The following is a 19,310-nucleotide window of genomic DNA, read 5'->3' on the forward strand; positions in this document are numbered from 1 at the left end:
CTTGCTTGTGTATCCTTGCACATGAGACCGCGGGTGCAGCGCGCACCCGGTCTTCCCTGCGCCCTTGTTTTGGGCGGACTGAATTTGCAAAACTCGGGCGAATGCTGCCGCGAGATCGCGAAGGTATGCCTGCCTCTGAAGTCGTTCTGCGCTGTGTAAAACCGGCGTATCGGGGCATCCAGGGGCTACCGATGTGCTACTTTGGTCAACATCGCGGGGCAAGCGTAGCCCGGATGAGCGAAGCGACATCCGGGGCAGATGGATATCCTCCCTTCGTACACCCGCATGTCGCTGCGCTCATGCGGGCTACGTTCATCCTCCGATTGTAGATGGCATCATGACGCTTCCCGCCTCCGCATTGCCCGTCGAAATGCTGCCGTCGTTTCTCGGCGTGGCGCATTCCGCGACCGGCAAGGTGTGGCGCGACCGGCTCGATGCGCGGGGCGCGGCGCGGGCGCTCGCGATCACGCAACGCTATCAACTGCCGGAAATGCTGTCGCGGGTGCTGGCGGGACGCGATGTCGAGCTCGACGCGGTCGCGGATTTTCTCGACCCGACCATCCGCAAATTGATGCCCGATCCCTACACCGTGACCCAGATGGAAACCGCGGCCAAGCGCATCGCGGACGCCGCCATCCGCCGCGAGAAAGTGGCGATTTTCGGCGACTACGACGTCGACGGCGCGACCTCGGCGGCACTGTTGGCGTGGCACCTGCGCCATTGCGGCCTCGATCCGCTGATTCACATTCCCGACCGGATCTTTGAAGGCTACGGCCCCAATAGCGAGGCGATCCGCATGCTCGCGGGCAAGGGCGCGACCTTGCTGGTCACGGTCGATTGCGGCACCACCAGCCTGGAGCCGCTCGCCGAGGCGCGACGGCTGGGGATGTCGGTGGTGGTGATCGATCACCATCAATCCGGCGACGAATTGCCCGAGGTCGATGCGCTGGTCAATCCGAACCGGCCCGACGATCTCTCCGGCCTCGGCCATCTCGCGGCCGTGGGCCTGGTGCTGATCACGCTGGTCGCGGTCAACCGGGAACTACGCAGCCGCGGCTTCTGGACCAGCGAAATGCCGGAGCCGGATCTGCTCGGCATGCTGCATCACGTGGCGCTCGGCACGGTCGCCGATGTCGCGCCGCTGATCGGGCTGAACCGCGCCTTCGTCGCCAAAGGCCTGATCGCGATGCGCAGGCGGGACCATGTCGGCCATACCGCACTGATGGATGTGGCGCGGCTGAACGGTCCGCCAGAGGCCTGGCATCTCGGCTTCATGCTGGGGCCGCGCATCAATGCGGGGGGGCGGATCGGACGCGCCGATCTGGGCGTGCGGCTGTTGCTGGAAGGCGATATCTCCGAGGCGGCGCGGATCGCGGCCGAGCTCGATCGCCTCAACACCGAGCGCCGGGTCATCGAGCAGATGGCGGAGGCGCAAGCCGAAGCCGAGGCGCTGGCGTCGCTCGGGCTTGAAGACAAGGGGTCCGTAATCGTCACGGCGTCGGAAGGCTGGCATCCCGGCGTAGTCGGCCTGGTGGCGTCGCGGCTGAAGGAAAAATTCTCGCGGCCGGCGTTTGCGATCGCGCTGGAGCCGGGCGGTATCGGAACTGGATCTGGCCGCTCGATCTCCGGCGTCGATCTCGGCAAGGCCGTGCGACAGGCCGTTAACGAGAAATTGCTGATGAAGGGCGGCGGCCACGCGATGGCCGCCGGCGTGACGTTGCGCAAAGAGAGATTGGCCGAATTCCGCGCCTTCATGGAAAGCACCTTGGCAAAAGATGTCGCCAACTCGCGCCATGAAAACGAGCTGTTCATCGACGGCGCGGTCAGCGCGCGGGCGGTCACCACCGAGCTGGCCGCGACGCTCAACCGCGCCGGCCCGTTCGGCAGCGGCAATCCGGAACCCGTCATCGCGCTGCCGTCGCATCAACTGGTCTATGCTGATGAAGTGGGCCAAGCGCATTTGCGGTTGCGCTTCAAATCGGGCGATGGCTCCATCGTCAACGGCATCGCGTTCCGCTCGGTCGGCCAGAAGCTCGGCCATGCGCTGACCGAGAATCGCGGCCAGCCGCTGCATGTGGCAGGATCGCTCGCGGTCGATCGCTGGCAGGGCAGCGAGCGCGTGCAGTTGCGCGTGATCGATGTCGCGGTGCCGGATCAGGGACCGGCTATCATCAGGTAAGAAACGCCAGACAATAAACGGGAGTGGAAATGACAGGACAGGTTGCAGGCAAGGTCGCGTTGGTGACCGGCGGGGCGTCGGGCATTGGTGCGGCGGTCGCCGAATTGCTGGCGCGCGAGGGCGCGTCGGTCGTGGTCAGCGATGTCGATGAATTGAAGGGACCGGAAGTTGTCGCCGGCATCAAGAAAGCCGGCGGCGAGGCGACATTCCTGCATCAGGACGTGACCAGCGAACCGCGCTGGATCGAGATCGTCGCGGAAGTCGAAAAGCGCTACGGCCGGCTCGACGTGCTGGTTTCCAACGCCGGTATCGGCATATCGGTGCCCTCGATCACCGACATGACCTTGGAGGACTGGCGGCGGCAGAATGCCATCAATCTCGACGGCGTATTTCTTTCGGTAAAGCATTGCCTGCCGGCGATGCGCAAGACCAGCACGCGAGAGAACGGCGGCTCGATCATCCTGATGTCGTCGCTGGCGGGTCTGCGCGGCGCGCCGGGTCTGTCCGCCTACAGTCTGACCAAAGGCGGCGTACGGCTGTTCGCCAAGTCGATCGCGATGGAATGCGCGGGTGTCGGCGACGGCATCCGCGTCAACTCGGTGCATCCAGGGATCATCGACACCCCGATCTGGGGCAAGATTCCGACCGAAGCCGCCGGTCGCGGCCAGAACGCGCCGATCGATCCGGAAGAGCGCGCCAGGTTCGCAACGCCATTGGCGCGCGCCGGCCATGCTGCCGAGATCGCGCAAGGCGTGCTGTATCTGGCCTCCGACATGTCGAGCTACGTCACCGGCAGCGAACTGGTGATCGACGGCGGCATGAACGCAGGCGGCGTCGCGCGGAAGAGTTGAGCGGATTCGTGGTGACGTCGCGTCACACTCGCCGTCATTCCGGGGCGCGCGCTTGCGCGAGCCCGGAATCCATAACCCCTGTGTTCCCGTTCAGCGGCCAGACGCCGCCACAGGGCGTATGGATTCCGGGCCTGCGCCAAGAGGCGCATCCCGGAATGACGAAGGCTGTACGTTCATCGCGATCGCTACGGCCCTTGCCGCAACCGCGCCAGCACCTTCAGTCCGCCGTAACCGTCGGCGGGCTGAAGCCCCATCTGGGTCTGGTAGTTCCGGATCGCGGCCATGGTGTCATTGCCGACACGGCCGTCGGTGCCGCCGGTATCGAAGCCGGCTCTCGTGAGGCGGGTCTGCATTTCCTGCACCTCGGATAGGGTCAGCGCGCGCTCCGAGCCCGGGAACGGCTGGATGAAGGGTGGCCCGCCCAGGATACGGTCGCCGAGATGGCAGATCGCCAGCGCGTAGTTCATCGAGGGATTGTAGCTGCGCACCGCGTAGAAATTTGGCCCCAGCAGGAACGCCGGCCCGCCTTCGACCGGCACCCACATCTTGGCGCTGGCATCGGGTTGCGGAAACGGCTGGCCGTCGGCGCGGGCGATGCCGGCGCTGGACCACGCCGCGTAGCTTCGACTGCCGCTGGACGAGCCGCTCGCGCCGCGCACCTCGTAGCCCCAATGTTCGCCGGCGTGGTATTTGCCGCGATTGACCAGGTAGCGCGCGGTCGAGCCCAGCGCATCGTCGGGCTTGCCGAACGGCGATATCTTGCCGTCGCCGTCATAATCCATGCCGACATTGAGCCAGACTTCCGGCATCCACTGGGTATGTCCCATCGCGCCGGCCCACGAGCCCCGCATCTCCTGCGGCGTGCTCCAGCCGTGATCGACGATCTTGAGCGCATTGATCAACTCGGATTGCCAGTAGGCCCGGCGGCGCGGTTCGTTCCACGCCAGCGCCGCCAGCGCGGGGAATACCGGGCGCATATGGTTCTGCTGCACCTGCGGATCGCCATAGGCAGACTCGACGCCCCACAGCGCCAGCAGCGTGCCGCGCTCGACGCCGAAATCATGCTCGATCCGGGCGAACACCGCTTCGTTCTTCCGCAGCGCTTCCCTGCCGTGGATGACGCGCCAGTCGGAAACCCGGCGGTTGATGTATTGCCAGATCTCCTCGTTGAATTCGGGCTGGCTCTGCAGCTCCTTGAACACGGTCATGTCCGGCTCAAGGTGGCCCATCACCCGGTTCCAGGTCGCCTCCGAGACACCTTTTGCCAGCGCGCGCGCGCGAAACCCCTCGCGCCATTTCTCGAAGCCCGGCGGGGCGGCGAGGGCCGCGCGCGGATGCATCAACAGGGCGCCGGCCGCGAGGCCGGATTGCAGGAGCGCGCGTCGGGTTGGCGCCTTGAGGGAATCAGGCTGTTGCATCCGGCCAGTCTAGCTGCGTCGAAGGCCCTCGGCAGCAGCCATGACGCCGCGGAATTAGCCCAGATCGGTGGCGATTCTGGCGAGCCAGCGGCGGATTGTAGTCTGTGCCTGCTTCGGGAGGCCGGCCATCAGGCGGCGTTCGATGCCCAGCGCACGCCGCCGGCACTTATCGAGTCGCGTTTCGCCGCGCCGGGTCAGCCTCCATTGCAGCACCCGGCCGTGGATCGGGTGCGGGGCCTTTCCGATGGCGCCGTCGCGCTCGAGGTTGCGGATGATGACGCCGACGGTCTGCGGGGTCAGCAGCGCCACCCGCGCGAGGTCGGCGCCGGACAGCCCCGGATAGGCCCGCAGCATGGTCAGCACCACGAATTGCGGCGGCGTGACGCCGAGGTCGGCCAGCGCCCGCTCCATGGCCAGCCGGGCGGCCGCCTGCGCCTGCCGCAGCAGATAAGCGAGATAACCTTGCTCGCCGCGCTTGCCCTGGCCCGGCGGCGGAGGGCGGATCATCGTGGGGTCGGGATTGCCGGAAGCAGGTTTTTGGCGGGAGCGGGTTTTCGCCTGAGCGATGATTTTGGCGCGCAGGACTGCTTTTTGGGAGGGCTTTTTGGCGCCGAGCGGTTTTCGGCCTTTTTTTGAATTCGGCGATTTTTTCGGTTTTGCCGGTTTTTCGGCCGAGGCCTTTTTTGCCGTTTGTCGAGCCATGATCGGTTTTGTGTTTTTCGATTTTGTCTTTTTCGCCATCGCGACCTTGCCCGCTATATAAGTGCTCTTATAATATATCAGAACACTGATATGGTTAGGAAACTAAGATGTCACATGCCAGAAGCGAATACAAAGACTTCATGACACAGGCGCCGGACACTTACGAAATTGTCCGTAACCTCGGTCAGCTCGCCGCCAAGGCCGGCATCGACAAGCAATTGCTCGAACTGATCAAGTTGCGCGCGTCGCAGATCAATGGTTGCGCGTTTTGCGTACAGTTCCACATCCTGCAAGGCGAGAGCCTCGGCATTGCCATCGACAAACTCAATCTGGTGGTGGTGTGGCGCGAGGCGCCGCAATTCTCGCCACGTGAGCGCGCGGCGCTGGCCTGGACCGAGGCGCTGACCCTGCTGACGGGCGGCGTCAGTGATGAAGTCTACGCCGAGGCGAGTGCGGAATTTTCCGAACGGGAGCTCACCTATCTCACATCCGCGATCGCTTCGATCAACGTCTGGAACAGGTTCGGCGTCGCCTATCGCTGGACCCCGCCGGCGCGGCAGAAGGCGGCGGTCGCGGCGTCCTAGCAGTAAGACGAGAATGGCTTACGCGATGTCGGCCGCGGCGAGATGCTTGGGCGAGGCTGTCGCCGTGCCCGATGCCTTCTTGCGCGCCGCAACGCGCGCCGCCAGCCGGATCGCGGCTTCATAGGCGCCGATGTCGGCGATGCCTTTGCCGACGATATCGAAGGCGGTGCCGTGCGCGGGCGTCGTGAAGACGATGTCGAGCCCGGCCGTGATGGTCACGCCCTTGTTGAAGCCTTTGAGCTTGGTCGCGATCTGACCCTGGTCATGATACATCGAGAGCACGCTGTCATAGTCGCCGGCGAACGCCTTGATGTAGATGGTGTCGCACGGGAAGGGGCCTTTGCAGTTGATGCCTTCATCCGCCATCTTCTTGATCGCGGGCGCCAGGATCTCGATCTCCTCGCGCCCGAACAGGCCGCCTTCGCCGGCATGCGGATTGAGTGCGGCGACCGCGATGCGCGGCTTTTCAATTCCGGCCATCACCATGGTGTCGTGGGAAAGCCGCAAGGAATCGCAGATCCGGTCAACGCTGATCTGTTCGACCGCCTCGCGCAGCGAGACGTGCGAGGTGGCGCGCGTCATCCACTGATTGTCGAGCACGTTCATCTCGCTGAACAGGCCTTTGAAGTTCAGCAGATGCGCGAACATCTTGTGCTCGTCGGGGAAGTGCCAGCCGCCTTTGTGGAGGGCCTGCTTGTTGAGCGGAGCAAAGGTCAGCCCGTCGATCTGGCCGGCTTTGGCGAATTCGATCGCTGCCGCCAGGGTGTCGCCGGTCAAGCGGCCGGAATCGGCACTGGACAAGCCCGGCGGGAACAGCGCCGGATCGATGTTGCCGAGATCGATCGCGGGCACATGGGCCTCGTCGCTCCAATCGGCCTCAGCGGGCGTCTTGATCCAGTTGCAGGCGACATCGACCTTGGCCTGCTTCATGCCCATGTCGAGCACCCGTTTATCGCCGACATAAACCAGCCGGGCGACATCGCGCCCGCGCCGGTCGCTGAGGATTCGCGCGGTCTGCTCCGGTCCAATGCCGGTGCAGTCGCCTGGGATGATCGCGATAATGGGTTTTGTCATAAGCGTGTGCTTTCGAAGTCTGGGGCCATCTTGCGGCCCCTTGGAATAATCGTCGACGATTATTGGCCTGTCAAGTTTGACCGAAGCCGAGAGGTTTCTGCCTTGGCTCCGCTAACCGGCCGCCTCACGCGACGGGATGGTCTGGAAGATGCGCTTTTTGGCATTGAGCACATGCGCTTCCATCAACGACGCCGCGGCGACCGGATTTTTCGCGCGCAGCGCTGCGTAGATGGCACGATGCTCGGCATTGGAATCCGACATCCGTTCGCGTGTCACCAACGCTTTGCGGCGAAACAGATGAAGTTCGCGAATGATGCTCTGGTAGGTCAGCAGCAGACGCCTGTTGCCGGTGAACTCAAGCAGCGTCTGGTGGAACAAAAGATTGAGCGGATAATAGACATCGAGGTCGCCGTCGTCGGCGGCGGCGTCCATGTCGTCGAGCAGTTTAGCCAGTATTCGCAGTTGTTTTTCGTGAATGACAGGCGCCAGTTCCCGGCCCGCCAATGCAAAGAGGGCGGAGCGGAGATCATAGAGTTCTGCCGCTTCGACAGGGTCGATTTCGCGCACAAACGCGCCGCGGTTGACGACGAAACTCAATAGCCCCGATTGCTCGAGGCCGCGGCAGGCCTCGCGGATAGGCGCACGGCTGACGCCGAGACGGGCCGCAAGGTCGGCTTCATTGACCCAAACCCCGGGCGCCAAGGCGCCGGCCTCGATCATGCGGATGATTTCGTCCCGGACGATGGCGGTCAACGGCGCCCGTCCGGCCGACGACGTTGCGCTGCGAACAACCGCGGGTGGGTTCATTTCAGGCCCTCGATATCAGGAACATCCGGTTCCCTGCTTTTAGGCTCGATTTCCAAAATTGTCGACGATTATTGACAGGTGGGCGCCCGCTGGTGTTCTGTCGCGCAGGCCCGCGCGTACAGGGGCGGCGAGGCGGGGAAATGCGAACGAGCCCGCGGCGTCATCAGGCGAACCGATCGACGGAGAGCACATGTCGGAACTACTCGAGAATTTCACGCATACGCGGATCAAGACCAGCGGCGCCGATATTGTGGTGAGTTATGGCGGCAAAGGTCCGCCGCTGCTGCTGATGCATGGCAATCCCTTCACGCACCTGACATGGCACAAGATCGCGCCGCGCCTGGCCGAGGAGTTTACCGTGGTGTTGCCGGATCTGCGCGGCTACGGCGACAGCTCCAAGCCCGATGGCGGTCCCGATCATTCCGCCTATTCGTTCCGATCCATGGCGCTCGACCAGATCGAGGTGATGCGTCATCTTGGCTTCGACAAATTCATGGCCGGCGGCCATGACCGGGGCGCGCGGGTGCTGCACCGGCTGTGCCTCGACCACCCGGATGCGGTGACCCGCGCGGTGTTTCTCGACATGCTGCCGCAGCATCATTTGCTCAATAACGTGACGCGGCGATGGGGCACTTTCTCGTGGCACTGGTTCTTCATGATCCAGCCCACTCCGACGCCGGAAACCATGATCAATGCCGATCCGGAATTCTTCATTCGCCGCAAGCTGTCGAAAACCGATCAGGGCACCAGCTTCTTCGATCCGCGCGCGCTGGCCGAGTATATCCGCTGCATCAAGAATCCGAGGACGGTCTACGGCATGTGCGAGGATTACCGCGCGACCTTCGGCGTTGATCTCGACATGGATACCGCGGATTTCGAGGCCGGCAACAAGGTCAGTTGTCCGACCATGATCCTGTGGGGCAAGAAGGGTGGCGTCGGCCGCAATCACGACGCGGCCGAGGTCTGGTCGCATTACGCGGCCCATATCGAGCGTACCGCGACTGTGCCGTCGGGACATTATTTGCAGGAAGAAGCGCCCGAGGAAACCTACACCGAATTACGTAACTTCTTCGCCGCCGCCTAAAGGTTCTGCCACCTTCAAATAATGCAATTGCAGGGAGCGAACCGGCTCCCGGAAACGCTCATGGCGCAAGGCGCAACCGACAAGACGCCGGTGAGCAACAGGGTATTTCTGTTGCTCTGCGTGATGGCGTTCATCATGTATGTCGACCGCACCAACATCTCGGTCGCCGCTCCCATTCTCAAGAACGAACTGCAACTCACCAACACGCAGCTCGGCCTGGTGTTCTCGGCCTTCGCGACCGCCTATTCATGTTGTGGTGTGCCGGGAGCATGGTTGAGCGACAGGTTCGGCGCCCGGCGTCTCCTAACGCTCAGCGGTCTGATCTGGTCGGTAGCGACGATCGGGACGGGCCTCGTGTGGGGGCTGCCCTCGCTGGTGGTCGCAAGGCTGTTGGTCGGGGCCGGCGAAGCCCCGATTTATGCGACCGCCGTTCGGGTGATTTCGAACTGGATTCCCGAATACCGGCGCGGCCTCGCTTTGGGCGTCATGCATGGCTGCGGACGATTGGCCAACGCCCTGGCGCCGCTCATCGTCACGGGCTTGATCGTGTCGTTGACGTGGCGCGCGTCGTTTGTCGTGCTCGGCGTCATCACGATCCTGTTCTTTGGGTTTCTCTACACCTGGTTTCGCGATGAGCCGCGCGCGCATCCCGCGATCTCCGAGAGTGAACTCGCGGTGCTCGGCCGTTGCAGCGGCAAGATCACGCAAGGGCGTACGCTCGAGCCCATCGTGTGGCCGGATTTGCTGCGGCGGGTATGGCCCGCTTCGGCCGCATGCTTTGCGCACGGCTGGATGTTGTGGTTCTTCCTGAACTGGGTGCCGTCCTATTTCTCGACGCGCTACGGCATGAAGATCGAGGCATCGGCGGTGTTCTCGACGCTGGTGCTGCTGGGGGGAACGTTGGGCACGATGGCTGGGGGCGTGCTGTCCGACTGGCATTTCAGGAAAAGCAAAAATCGGCTGCGGGCGCGGCGCGACATTATCATTTTCGGCTTTCTCAGCTCGATCGTGGGCCTCGTGCCGCTACTCTTGAGTAACAATCTATTGGTCAACGCCGGCGGCCTCGGCGTCGCATTCTTCCTGTCGGAATTGGCGGATTCGCCGCTGTGGCTGGTTGGCGCGGAAGTGGCTCCCAAACATGCCGGCACCTCCAGCGCCCTGACGTTCGCGGGCATGGCGGTTGCGGGCGCGGTGTCTCCGCTGATCGTCGGAAAGCTGCTGGACGTGACCGGAGGCGATTGGTCGATCGCCTTCATGGCGTCGATCGCGGTGATGATCCTGGGGCCGGTCTTTTCAATGTTCATCCGGCTCGATCCGTCGCTCGATGTCGTCGAGGACGCGAAAACGTCGTGAGCGGGCCGCTTGAGCCCAATTCACAGTCTGGTGGATGGTCTGGCGCGCGGATCCGGCTGGTCCCGTCGCATCGCCTTTTATAAGCTTCGCCCAGGCCAACCACCCCGCGAGTGTTGAAGCGATGATTCGTACCCTGACCCTGCTGCTCGTCTGCCAGCTCGCCGGTGAAATATGTTCGCGCGCGCTGGGCCTGCCGGTCCCCGGTCCGGTGATCGGGCTGGCGCTGCTTGCGGCCGGCGCGATGATCCATGCCCGCATCACCGGTGCGGATACCTCCGAGATCGAGAAAACCGATCTCGGCGTCACCGCCTCGGCGTTGCTCGGTTCGCTCGGCCTGTTGTTCGTTCCCGCGGGCGTCGGGATCGTGCAGCAATTGCCGCTGATAGGCGGTTACGCGCTCGCGATATTCGTTGCGCTGCTGGTTTCGACGGTGCTGACGCTGCTGGTCACCGTCTATGTCTTCATTTTCGTCAAACGCGCGCTGGCGCCGGGCGCATCGCGCGATGGTGGCGCATGACCAATCCGTTTTCGATCTGGGTCTATCTCTCGGCGACGCCGCTACTCTGGCTGGCGTTGACCCTGGTGGCGTGGATCGTCGCCGACGCTATCGCGCGGGCCTGTGGCCGTCACCCCCTGGTCAACCCGGTGCTGATCGCCATCGCCACGATGGGCGCGGTTCTGATCGCCACGGGAACGCCCTATGAAACCTATTTCCAGGGCGCACAGTTCGTCCATTTTCTGCTCGGGCCCGCCACCGTCGCCATCGCCGTGCCGCTGGTGCGGCATCGCACGCTGGTGCTCGCCAATATCCTGCCGATGGCGGCTGCGCTGCTTGCCGGCGCGGTAACGGCGGTCGTATCGGTTGTCGCGGTCGCCGCCGCGTTCGGCGTGCCCCGTGAAATCCTGGTGTCGCTGGCGCCGAAATCAGTCACCGCCGGCATCGCGATGGCGATCAGCGAGAATCTCGGCGGGCGACCGGCGCTCACGGCGGTTCTGGTGATCACGACCGGCGTGATGGGGGCTGTCATCGTTACCCCGCTGATGAACGCCTTGAAGATCCGCGATTACGCCGCGCGCGGTTTCGCGGTTGGCCTGACCTCACACGGCATCGGCACGGCCCGGGCTTTTGCGGTCGACGAAATCGCGGGCACGTTTGCCGGGATCGCCATGGGGCTCAACGGCGTCGCTACCTCGCTGGTGGTGCCGCTTCTGCTGCAATGGCTCTAGCGTCGCATCGACGTGGATCGCAGCGAATTAGTTCTCGCCGCCTTCCTGCATGTCGGGATGCACGACGTCCTCGGGCAGCGCATGCGCCACGGCCGGGGAGGCGGCCATCTCAGGACCGATTTCGCGGCCGCGGCCGTGGATCAGGCGCTCATAGGCGGAGACCAGCGTGACGTAGGGACTGACCCAGAGCCAGCCGTCGCGGGTGAACACCTGCACGTCGAAATGCAGATGCCGCGTGGTCCCGTTGGGATGGTCGAGGTAATTCGAGACGACGCCGATCTTCTCGCCTTCCTCGACGTGGCGTCCGTTCAGAACGCCGTCGGCATCCATGCTCGATGGGCTCATATGCATGTAGCGAAAGCGGATATGTTCGGTGCTGCTGTTGATCTGCAGGATCGCGGCCTGTTGCGTCAGCGACCGGATCACGACGCCGTCGCGCACCGCCAGCACCGCCTGCTGCTTGGGATCGCAATGATCCTCTTCATTATTGCCCGGGCAGGCGCCCGGTCGAATGTCCTCGCCCTGGTGACCGAAAGCGGCGGGGCATTGCCCCACTTCAAAGCTGCGGGATTCGCAGAAATTATCCCGCCAGGGATAGCTTCCGTTCGGCTGCTCGGATTTGTCGCGCTTGCCGAAGGATTGCGAGCGGACGAAAGCGGGGGTCTTCTGGATCGGAAAGCGGATTTGCGAATAGGCGGTCAGGTCAGCGCGTCCGCCCTGCTTACGGTAGCCGCTGCTGGCAATGATGTCGCCGACCGGGCGGTAGCTGAATTCAGCGGACCACTCCGTCGGCCGTTCGACGACGGCCGATGCCATATCCCTCCGCGCCCGCGACGGTTGGCCGCCGGCGATGCGAAGTGCCTTGAGGAAGCGCTCGGCCACCGGATAGGCCTCGCGGCAGGCCAGCCGCCGTTCGCGCGGCGCGCTGTCCAGACACTGGATCGACACCACATAGGGAACGCCGAACCGGGTGAACGCGTAGCGCACATAGCCTTCCCGGATGAAGCGGCGCAAATCGGGAAACTGCGCCGCAAGCGCCTTGACCGGTTCGCCCTTGCCGCCGAGCGGATCGTTGATGTCATAGGTCAGGATCGAGCCGGTGATCTGCACCTCGACCGGCTTGGCAAAGGTTCGTTGCGGCATGCCGTCACCGGCGCCGGGCTCGAGCGAAAACATCGCGTCGTAGCCGGCCTGGCCGGCCTCGAACAGATCGGCGGAGCGGAAGTCCGCCTGGTAGCGTGCCAATATAACGCTGGCCGGCACGCCGTTCGACCGCGCTTCGAGAAACGCCGCGGTGTCGAACGGCAGCAGCACCGGAACCGGGCTGCGGCCGATCCCGGTGAAAATGGGCGATGTCACGGCATTGAGCTGGACCAGCGCCGGCGTCGAACGCGGATCAGAGCCCGGGACCCGGCGCTGGCCCGAAAACGCAAAGCCAGATGCGACCGATGGCTGGCTGCTGAACTCGGAGCGGAGCTGATCGAGCACGGCACGCCATTCGACGTGAACCGCCGATATCGCCGGTGTTTTGAACTCGTCGGCGAACAGCGTTGACGGGCCTGCGACGAGCAGCAGCAGAGACGTCAGCGTCGGCGCCAGAATCCGGAAAAACGGGCGGCAAACAGCCTTCGTTCTCAACCGCCCGCGCAGCATGTGCGATGATGCCTAGTCCTTTGCGCGCTCGACATACGAGCCATCCTCGGTCATCACGACGATGCGCGTACCGGTGCCGATATGCGGCGGCACGGCGGTGCGCACGCCATTGGAGAGAATAGCGGGCTTGTAGGATGACGATGCGGTCTGTCCCTTGGTGACCGGCTCGGTCTCCACCACTTCCAGGGTCGCCCGCTGCGGCATCTGGATCGCCACCGGAACAAGGCCGTGCAGCGACAGCTTCACCGTCATGTTTTCCTGCAAATACGGCGCGGCGCCGCCGATGATGTCCTCGGCAACCTGAACCTGATCGTAATTGTCGTTGTTCATGAAGTGGAAGCCGTCGGCATCCTTATAGAGGTAGTTGAAATTCTGATCCTCGATGGTCGCCTTTTCGACCGCGTCGGTCGTCTTGTAGCGCTCGGAAATCTTTACCCCGTCGCTGATTCGGCGCATTTCGATCTGGCTGACCGGAGTTCCCTTGCCGGGATGGATGTTCTCGGCGGTCAGCACGACATAAAGCTTGCCGTCTTGCTCGATGACGTTGCCCTTGCGGATAGAACTGGCGATGACTTTCAAAGTTATTTCCCGAATTTCTGGCCTCCGGCCGTTCCGGACATGGTGTCCTGAGGCCATCGAGGCGGTTTCGGGTCGCAACATACTGATTTGCCCTCCAGAAGCCAGCCTTTTGCGGCCGATTTGGACAGGTTGCGGCGGACCGGGAATGTGGGCTGCCGTACCGGTTATGGCGTGTCGGAACCGGGCATTTTGACCGTTCTGGCGTTGTTTTCCGCGAAATCCGGCGGGATCGAAAATGTGCCGGTTTTGAGGTCGTAAACGCACCACCAGTCCTCGATCCAGGGGCCGGGCTTGTCTTCGCCCTGGGAGTCAAAGGACAGACTGATCACGAGATAACGGCTGTCCGGCCAATGCTGCCCCATCCCGGCGTAGTTGTCGTCGAACCCTTTGACCAGATTGGTCTGCATATGATCGAGGGAATCCCGGTCCTTGCGGTAGCGGTGCATGTTCCGCGAGAGCGGCTGGTCGAAGAAATAGTCCCAGGCGAGATCGCCGAGCGGCTTGCGCGTCGCAGCCGAAAACTTGAAACCGCTGCGATGATACAAAAGCAGCGTTTGAAACCCTGCGCCGGTTTTCTGCATGCGGACCAGCCATTGGCTGTCAGGGCTAAATCGAAACCAGGCCGGATAGCCCGCCAAATCGGTGTCTTCGCCGCGATTGAGCAGGAAGCCATGTTGATGATCGGCATCGAACGCCCAGAATTGATAAAGCAGGCGGTCATCCTTCGCATCCCTGAAATATTGGTCGACGTGTGTCAGATGATCGGGCGAGGTGATCGTATCGACTATATCCTTAGGGGCGAGTTTGAACCTGGAGCCGGGGCTATCAGCATGCGCCGGCGTCGCTATGGTCATTCCCAACGCCAGCAGAATGAGCGTTGCTCGCAGCCAGCTGCCAAACATGCCTGTATTCCGTTCCGGATTTCGCTGATTTGACGACGGAGCAGGCGGTAAGGTTCAGGGCGTTATCGGTGGCAAGCGCGCATGGACAAGGCCGGCGTCTTTCGACATGAAAAGGCGGAGGGCGAAGCAGGCCTTCATGGGTTCGCGGGCGGGTCGTGCAGCCGCAGAGAAAGCTTAACAATGTCAACGTCATCAATTGATTTCCTGAAGTCTTTCATGCGCGTTGCGCGGTTCGGCTTCGGGCGGCTCGTGCCGAACGGTCGCTGATGAGCGGGATCGACCAGCTCTCGCCTTGGTGGTCGGCGTCGCGGCACGCCGACCGGCGGCCGTTTCTGATGGCAAGGGCCGCGATCACGCGGGCGCTGCGGGCCTGGTTCGATGAGCAGGGATTTGTCGAGGTCGAGACCGGAATTCTACAGGTCTCTCCCGGCAACGAGACCCATCTGCATGCGCCCCGCACCGAATTGATCGGCGGCGACGGCAGCCGTGCGACACGTTATCTGCGGACCTCGCCGGAATTCGCCGCCAAGAAATTGCTGGCCGCGGGGGAAGCGAAGATCTTCGAGTTTGCACGGGTGTTTCGCGATCGCGAGCGCGGCGATCTTCATCTGCCGGAATTCACCATGCTGGAGTGGTACCGTGCCGATGCGACCTACGATGCGGTGATGGCCGACAGCGTCGTAGCGATTGCTCATGCCGCGCAGGCCACCGGCATCGGGCGCTTTTCATTCCGCGGCAGGACCGCCGATCCCTTTGCCGAGCCGGAGCTGTTGACGGTGGCCGCGGCCTTCGAGCGCTTTGCCGGCATCGATCTGCTGGCGACCGTCGTCGACGGCGAAGGCGACCGGGCGGCGCTCGCGACCGCGGCCAAGGCGCAGGTGCGGATCACCGAGGACGACACCTGGTCGGACATCTTCAGCAAGATTTTGGTCGAACATATCGAGCCGAGACTGGGGCAGGGGCGTTTGACGGTGTTGTTCGAATACCCCGTGCCCGAGGCGGCGCTGGCGCGTGCAAAGCCGCTCGACCCGCGCGTCGCCGAACGCTTCGAGATTTATGCCTGCGGCGTCGAGCTCGCCAACGGATTCGGCGAGTTGACCGACGCGGCGGAACAGCGTCGCCGTTTCGCCTCGGCAATGGATGAAAAGCAGCGGCGCTATGGCGAGCGCTACCCGCTCGACGAGGAGTTTCTCCAGGCGGTCGCCGCGATGCCGCAGGCCAGCGGCGTCGCGCTCGGCTTCGACCGGCTGGTGATGCTGGCGAGCGGTGCCGTCAGGGTCGATCAGGTGGTGTGGACGCCGCCGGCGGGGGAAGCATGAGCAGTATCGCGTTCAGGCCCAAAGGTCCGCTGGACGCCACGTTGCGGGAGCCGGCCGATCTGGTCGCCCGCGGGCTTGCGCCGGCGGCCTCGCTTGTCGATCTGGAAAATGTCGCGGCGCGCTATGCGGTGGCGGTAACGCCTGACATCGCCGCCCTGATCGACACCAGCGATCCCGACGATCCGATCGCGCGACAATTCATTCCGAACGCCGAGGAGCTACGCGCCCGGCCCGGCGAGGATGCCGATCCGATCGGCGATCACGCGCACGCGCCGGTCGATGGCATTGTGCATCGCTACCCCGACCGGGTGCTGTTCAAGCTGGTTCATGTCTGTGCGGTGTATTGCCGATTCTGTTTTCGCCGTGAAATGGTCGGACCGGGCAAGGCAAGCGCGCTGTCGCCAACGGCGTATCGCGGTGCGCTCGACTATATCCGCGCCCACCCGGACATTTGGGAAGTGATCCTGACCGGTGGCGATCCCCTGATGTTGTCGCCGCGACGGCTTGCCGAGATCATGGCGGATCTGGCCGCGATCGATCACGTCAGGATCATCCGGATTCATACCCGCGTGCCGGTTGCCGACCCCGCGCGCGTCAGCGCCGAGATGGTCGCGGCATTGCGGGTTAAGGGGGCGACGACCTGGGTTGCACTGCACGCCAATCACGCGAGGGAATTGACCGACAACGCCCGCGCCGCCTGCGCGCGCATGATCGACGCCGGCATTCCGATGGTGAGCCAGTCCGTGCTGTTGCGCGGCGTCAATGACGATGCCGTGACACTGGAAGCGCTGATGCGCGCTTTCGTTGAATGCCGGATCAAGCCTTATTACTTGCACCACGGCGATCTCGCACCCGGTACCTCGCATCTGCGCACCTCGCTGGCGCGCGGACAGCAACTGATGCAAGACTTGCGCGGGCGGGTATCCGGACTGTGCCAGCCGGACTACGTGCTTGATATCCCCGGCGGCCATGGCAAGGCGCCGGTCGGCCCGAATTATCTCTCGCCGGCAGATTCTTTTTCCGAAACGGGTTCTTTTGCCGAAAAAGGTGAACCGGTTCCGGAATCGCGCTATCGTGTCGTCGATTACTGTGGCGGCGTCCATCTCTACCCTCCCAAATCATGATTGACGTCATGATCGGTCGGTGACGGACGAGGTAAGTATTGAAGCCACTCTCGCCTGGAGCGGCGGGAGTAGGGCGTGTTTCTGTTGGTGGAGAATTCAGATGCGTAGGTTGATCACGGCGACGGTGTTTCTGATGTTGGGTTCTGCGGTGATGGCGCAGACCGGCAACACGGGATCTTCGAGCTCTAATCCGAATTCGGCCGGCACCGGTCGCGAGGCTCCGGTTGGCCATCGCCAGCCGCGCGCCGATCAGGTGCCGAGCGAGAAAAACCTTGGCAACCCGAACGATCCCATCAACAAGGAAGACGCCGCTCTGGACAAGAAGATCAAGAGCATCTGCCGCGGTTGCTAGCTAGAGCATGATCCGGAAAAGTGGAAACCGGTTTTCCCTCGGGACAAACGCGAAGCGTTTGCCCGGAGATCATGCTCAAACAGTGATCCAAGTTCGCCGGGCAAGCTCGTCATCTTGGCCGCGCCGCGAGCGCCATTCCGATGAGGGTCGCGCCGCCGAACAGCAGGTTGATGCCGACCAACAGGCCGATGGCCCACAGCGACGATCCCGGCAAGTCCGTGATGATGATGGCGGCGATCAGGATATCCATCAGCCCGGCCACCAACAGCCATGACCATCGCTGCGACAATTCGCGGCGATGTTCCAGCGCATACATGATGGTGGTAACGCCTTCGGCGAGGAAATAGGCGCCCACCACGATGGTGAGGGTCAGCGTGCCCTGTACCGGGCGCGCCAGCAGGACAATCCCGGCGCCAACCGCCAGCGCTGCCGAAATCAGCGACCACCAGAAACCCGGCATCTGGCGGGCCCAGAATGTCAGCGCCAGTCCGGCGACGCCGCTGACCAGGAACATCCAGCCCAGAAAAATAGTGACGGCAAGGCTCGCCAGCGGCGGCACGATGATCGCGGCGAGCCCCAAAACCACGAGCAAGACGCCTTCAAACAGGAAGGCCTTCCAGTGCTCGCGAACCGCGGCGCTCACTTTGGATTGCAGATTGGTGATGTCCTGGGGAAGCGTCATTGGAATCTCCCGATGCCGGCACCGCAAAGCGACTTTGCGCGACGGTAGTCGCCGCCGCATCGGGCAAACTAGCGATGCGGCTCGAGCGCTGCGCGTGTCTGAAGGCGCAGTCTAGCCCTGACCGGGCGACGATGAAAAGCCCTGTGATGATGTCCCGCGCATCCGGTTGCGACCGAGAATGTAGATCGCCGACGTCACCACCAGGAGCGCGATGCCGATCGTGATCGTCGCGAGACCGATCGGGATCAGCACCAGCGAGACGTTGCGGTCGGGGTTGACGAACCAGTGGTGGATCGAGGTCAGCACAAAGACCAGCCCGATGAACCCGGCGCCGCCGCCGACCACGAGCAGCGCCCACATCCGCCGCAACTGGGCCAGCCGCTCGCGCGCGACATCGTTGCGCGGGGCATGATGGCGGCCGACGCGCCGTACCAGCCGGATCGCAAATGCGATCGAGCTGAATCCGATCAGGATGCTGGTCGCTCCCAGGATCATTCGGGTGGAGGACGTAATGTCGGGATTTTGCTGCAGCGTCAGCAGCGGAAAATCGAAAGCCGCGTGCAACCCCAGCGGCGCCAGCAGAACCAGCATCCAGCTCGAGATACGCGCCCAGTCGCGGTGGAAGCGGTGCGCGCCGAGCGCGGTGCCGGAGCGCGCGATGGCGAGATAGGCGCCGGCGATGATGCCGAGTGCGCCATGAAACGGCACGGTCAAGACGCTGCGTAACGCCGCCAGCGCCCGCCACATATCGGCATGCTGCACGAGATAAGCGAGGTTTTCATAGGCAGCAAAGCCAAGGCCGGCCGCCGCGCCATAGACCACGGTGTCCATCGGATCGGCGAAACGACGTCGCCGCGCCGAGATCGCGAAGATGACGAGGATCTTGACGGTCTCCTCCGGCAGCGCGACCCCCAGCAGGGAATGCAACGCTTGCGCGACCCAGGGATTTTCAGGCGCGGCAAGGATCCGCAGAAACGGTGCGCGCACGACGCCCAGTAGCGAAATGCTCGCGGCGCCCAGCAGGAAGGCGCTCCAGATTTTGGGAGCCGGCCCCGGCCGTTCGTCGGCCGCGATCACGAGCCAAAGAATCAGCAGCGCGGGGGCGATGGCCGCGGTGCCGATAACCGTTGGGAGGGATGCAAGGAGGTTCATCACGATGGCGGATTGGCCATTTTTCCGTGTTATCGATTGTCCGAAACGTCTTGAAGGGCGACCGGTGAACGGTCGCTGAATATTTCCTGATTGGCTGCGGCATTCTTAGCAGCCGTGGCAGATAGCCTTTAGCATCCTTGATTTCGCTTCCATAACCGCGTCCTCCGCGCTGATGGAGTCCGCGTCGTTCCTTCAATACTATTCAGTCCAATCAAAGGGTTTGTCTGATTTCTTAGCCCAAAATGCACGTAATCGCGCAGCCTGTCCA

20 protein-coding genes are annotated in these 19,310 nt (G+C 63.3%); 11 read left to right on the forward strand and 9 right to left on the reverse strand.

From position 1 onward, the window contains the following. Positions 1-337 precede the first annotated feature (337 nt). Both recJ and GSQ88_RS19985 read left to right on the forward strand, forming a co-directional pair. Positions 338-2,179, forward strand: coding sequence for a single-stranded-DNA-specific exonuclease RecJ (gene recJ / locus GSQ88_RS19980; RefSeq protein ID WP_159009424.1), 1,842 nt, complete (start codon positions 338-340; stop codon positions 2,177-2,179). Positions 2,180-2,208: 29 nt separating this feature from the next. Continuing rightward, positions 2,209-3,030, forward strand: a complete 822-nt coding sequence (locus GSQ88_RS19985; protein ID WP_174248062.1) for an SDR family NAD(P)-dependent oxidoreductase — start codon at positions 2,209-2,211, stop codon at positions 3,028-3,030. 185 nt (positions 3,031-3,215) lie between these two features. Here the strand turns inward: GSQ88_RS19985 and GSQ88_RS19990 are convergent, their stop codons facing one another. Further along, positions 3,216-4,448, reverse strand: coding sequence for a lytic murein transglycosylase (locus tag GSQ88_RS19990; protein ID WP_159009426.1), 1,233 nt, complete (start codon positions 4,446-4,448; stop codon positions 3,216-3,218). A gap of 54 nt (positions 4,449-4,502) precedes the next feature. Beyond that, the gene (locus GSQ88_RS19995) at positions 4,503-4,955 is read right to left on the reverse strand and encodes a MarR family winged helix-turn-helix transcriptional regulator (protein WP_159009427.1); all 453 of its coding nucleotides are present in this window, start codon (positions 4,953-4,955) and stop codon (positions 4,503-4,505) included. Between the two features lie 58 nt (positions 4,956-5,013). Between GSQ88_RS19995 and GSQ88_RS20000 the strand changes: the two genes are divergently transcribed. Both GSQ88_RS20000 and GSQ88_RS20005 read left to right on the forward strand, forming a co-directional pair. Continuing rightward, positions 5,014-5,211: a hypothetical protein gene (locus tag GSQ88_RS20000; protein WP_159009428.1), complete on the forward strand. Its 198-nt coding sequence runs from the start codon at positions 5,014-5,016 to the stop codon at positions 5,209-5,211. Between the two features lie 46 nt (positions 5,212-5,257). Beyond that, positions 5,258-5,734 carry a carboxymuconolactone decarboxylase family protein gene (locus GSQ88_RS20005; protein WP_159009429.1) on the forward strand — a complete coding sequence of 159 codons (477 nt, stop codon included), beginning with the start codon at positions 5,258-5,260 and terminating at the stop codon, positions 5,732-5,734. Between the two features lie 18 nt (positions 5,735-5,752). Here the strand turns inward: GSQ88_RS20005 and GSQ88_RS20010 are convergent, their stop codons facing one another. Both GSQ88_RS20010 and GSQ88_RS20015 read right to left on the reverse strand, forming a co-directional pair. Next, complete coding sequence (locus GSQ88_RS20010; protein WP_159009430.1) at positions 5,753-6,808, reverse strand: PdxA family dehydrogenase; 1,056 nt, start codon at positions 6,806-6,808, stop codon at positions 5,753-5,755. Positions 6,809-6,919: 111 nt separating this feature from the next. After that, positions 6,920-7,615: a GntR family transcriptional regulator gene (locus tag GSQ88_RS20015; protein ID WP_159009431.1), complete on the reverse strand. Its 696-nt coding sequence runs from the start codon at positions 7,613-7,615 to the stop codon at positions 6,920-6,922. A 190-nt stretch (positions 7,616-7,805) separates the two neighbouring features. On the opposite strand from GSQ88_RS20015, the gene GSQ88_RS20020 reads away from it, so the two are divergent. The 4 genes from GSQ88_RS20020 to GSQ88_RS20035 all read left to right on the forward strand — a co-directional run bounded on the left by GSQ88_RS20020 (position 7,806) and on the right by GSQ88_RS20035 (position 11,279). Beyond that, positions 7,806-8,699: an alpha/beta fold hydrolase gene (locus tag GSQ88_RS20020; protein ID WP_159009432.1), complete on the forward strand. Its 894-nt coding sequence runs from the start codon at positions 7,806-7,808 to the stop codon at positions 8,697-8,699. Positions 8,700-8,759: 60 nt separating this feature from the next. Next, positions 8,760-10,052: an MFS transporter gene (locus GSQ88_RS20025; RefSeq protein WP_159009433.1), complete on the forward strand. Its 1,293-nt coding sequence runs from the start codon at positions 8,760-8,762 to the stop codon at positions 10,050-10,052. Positions 10,053-10,173: 121 nt separating this feature from the next. Next, positions 10,174-10,569 carry a CidA/LrgA family protein gene (locus tag GSQ88_RS20030; RefSeq protein ID WP_159009434.1) on the forward strand — a complete coding sequence of 132 codons (396 nt, stop codon included), beginning with the start codon at positions 10,174-10,176 and terminating at the stop codon, positions 10,567-10,569. Next, positions 10,566-11,279, forward strand: a complete 714-nt coding sequence (locus GSQ88_RS20035; protein ID WP_159009435.1) for an LrgB family protein — start codon at positions 10,566-10,568, stop codon at positions 11,277-11,279. Before GSQ88_RS20030 ends, GSQ88_RS20035 begins: the two co-directional genes overlap by 4 nt. Before the next feature lie 27 nt (positions 11,280-11,306). Here the strand turns inward: GSQ88_RS20035 and GSQ88_RS20040 are convergent, their stop codons facing one another. The 3 genes from GSQ88_RS20040 to GSQ88_RS20050 form a co-directional block, all read right to left on the reverse strand. Beyond that, positions 11,307-12,917 carry a peptidoglycan DD-metalloendopeptidase family protein gene (locus GSQ88_RS20040; protein WP_246784883.1) on the reverse strand — a complete coding sequence of 537 codons (1,611 nt, stop codon included), beginning with the start codon at positions 12,915-12,917 and terminating at the stop codon, positions 11,307-11,309. Between the two features lie 27 nt (positions 12,918-12,944). Further along, positions 12,945-13,511, reverse strand: coding sequence for an elongation factor P (efp, locus tag GSQ88_RS20045; RefSeq protein ID WP_159009437.1), 567 nt, complete (start codon positions 13,509-13,511; stop codon positions 12,945-12,947). Positions 13,512-13,675: 164 nt separating this feature from the next. Then, the gene (locus GSQ88_RS20050) at positions 13,676-14,413 is read right to left on the reverse strand and encodes a hypothetical protein (RefSeq protein ID WP_159009438.1); all 738 of its coding nucleotides are present in this window, start codon (positions 14,411-14,413) and stop codon (positions 13,676-13,678) included. A gap of 266 nt (positions 14,414-14,679) precedes the next feature. Between GSQ88_RS20050 and epmA the strand changes: the two genes are divergently transcribed. The 3 genes from epmA to GSQ88_RS20065 all read left to right on the forward strand — a co-directional run bounded on the left by epmA (position 14,680) and on the right by GSQ88_RS20065 (position 17,208). Then, positions 14,680-15,732 (forward strand): EF-P lysine aminoacylase EpmA, encoded by a 1,053-nt coding sequence (gene epmA / locus GSQ88_RS20055; RefSeq protein WP_159009439.1) that lies wholly within the window; start codon positions 14,680-14,682, stop codon positions 15,730-15,732. Then, positions 15,729-16,856 (forward strand): lysine-2,3-aminomutase-like protein, encoded by a 1,128-nt coding sequence (locus GSQ88_RS20060; RefSeq protein WP_159009440.1) that lies wholly within the window; start codon positions 15,729-15,731, stop codon positions 16,854-16,856. The genes epmA and GSQ88_RS20060 overlap by 4 nt, the downstream gene beginning before the upstream one ends. A 100-nt stretch (positions 16,857-16,956) precedes the next feature. Next, positions 16,957-17,208, forward strand: coding sequence for a hypothetical protein (locus GSQ88_RS20065; protein WP_159009441.1), 252 nt, complete (start codon positions 16,957-16,959; stop codon positions 17,206-17,208). A 109-nt stretch (positions 17,209-17,317) separates the two neighbouring features. On the opposite strand, the gene GSQ88_RS20070 is transcribed toward GSQ88_RS20065, so the two are convergent. After that, on the reverse strand, positions 17,318-17,890 hold the full coding sequence (locus GSQ88_RS20070) for an HdeD family acid-resistance protein (RefSeq protein WP_159009442.1): 573 nt from the start codon (positions 17,888-17,890) through the stop codon (positions 17,318-17,320). Between the two features lie 111 nt (positions 17,891-18,001). After that, positions 18,002-19,042, reverse strand: a complete 1,041-nt coding sequence (locus GSQ88_RS20075) for a PrsW family glutamic-type intramembrane protease (RefSeq protein ID WP_159009443.1) — start codon at positions 19,040-19,042, stop codon at positions 18,002-18,004. Positions 19,043-19,310: the final 268 nt, after the last annotated feature.

Source organism: Bradyrhizobium sp. S69 (genome assembly GCF_009766005.1).
GTDB lineage: Bacteria > Pseudomonadota > Alphaproteobacteria > Rhizobiales > Xanthobacteraceae > Bradyrhizobium.

Bases quoted from the DNA above. Each gene is read 5' to 3' on its own strand.
- recJ (WP_159009424.1), top strand. From the start codon at position 338: ATGACGCTTCCCGCCTCCGCATTGCCCGTCGAAATGCTGCCGTCGTTT.
- GSQ88_RS19985 (WP_174248062.1), top strand. From the start codon at position 2,209: ATGACAGGACAGGTTGCAGGCAAGGTCGCGTTGGTGACCGGCGGGGCG.
- GSQ88_RS19990 (WP_159009426.1), bottom strand. From the start codon at position 4,448: ATGCAACAGCCTGATTCCCTCAAGGCGCCAACCCGACGCGCGCTCCTG.
- GSQ88_RS19995 (WP_159009427.1), bottom strand. From the start codon at position 4,955: ATGATCCGCCCTCCGCCGCCGGGCCAGGGCAAGCGCGGCGAGCAAGGT.
- GSQ88_RS20000 (WP_159009428.1), top strand. From the start codon at position 5,014: ATGATTTTGGCGCGCAGGACTGCTTTTTGGGAGGGCTTTTTGGCGCCG.
- GSQ88_RS20005 (WP_159009429.1), top strand. From the start codon at position 5,258: ATGTCACATGCCAGAAGCGAATACAAAGACTTCATGACACAGGCGCCG.
- GSQ88_RS20010 (WP_159009430.1), bottom strand. From the start codon at position 6,808: ATGACAAAACCCATTATCGCGATCATCCCAGGCGACTGCACCGGCATT.
- GSQ88_RS20015 (WP_159009431.1), bottom strand. From the start codon at position 7,615: ATGAACCCACCCGCGGTTGTTCGCAGCGCAACGTCGTCGGCCGGACGG.
- GSQ88_RS20020 (WP_159009432.1), top strand. From the start codon at position 7,806: ATGTCGGAACTACTCGAGAATTTCACGCATACGCGGATCAAGACCAGC.
- GSQ88_RS20025 (WP_159009433.1), top strand. From the start codon at position 8,760: ATGGCGCAAGGCGCAACCGACAAGACGCCGGTGAGCAACAGGGTATTT.
- GSQ88_RS20030 (WP_159009434.1), top strand. From the start codon at position 10,174: ATGATTCGTACCCTGACCCTGCTGCTCGTCTGCCAGCTCGCCGGTGAA.
- GSQ88_RS20035 (WP_159009435.1), top strand. From the start codon at position 10,566: ATGACCAATCCGTTTTCGATCTGGGTCTATCTCTCGGCGACGCCGCTA.
- GSQ88_RS20050 (WP_159009438.1), bottom strand. From the start codon at position 14,413: ATGTTTGGCAGCTGGCTGCGAGCAACGCTCATTCTGCTGGCGTTGGGA.
- epmA (WP_159009439.1), top strand. From the start codon at position 14,680: ATGAGCGGGATCGACCAGCTCTCGCCTTGGTGGTCGGCGTCGCGGCAC.
- GSQ88_RS20060 (WP_159009440.1), top strand. From the start codon at position 15,729: ATGAGCAGTATCGCGTTCAGGCCCAAAGGTCCGCTGGACGCCACGTTG.
- GSQ88_RS20065 (WP_159009441.1), top strand. From the start codon at position 16,957: ATGCGTAGGTTGATCACGGCGACGGTGTTTCTGATGTTGGGTTCTGCG.
- GSQ88_RS20070 (WP_159009442.1), bottom strand. From the start codon at position 17,890: ATGACGCTTCCCCAGGACATCACCAATCTGCAATCCAAAGTGAGCGCC.
- GSQ88_RS20075 (WP_159009443.1), bottom strand. From the start codon at position 19,042: ATGAACCTCCTTGCATCCCTCCCAACGGTTATCGGCACCGCGGCCATC.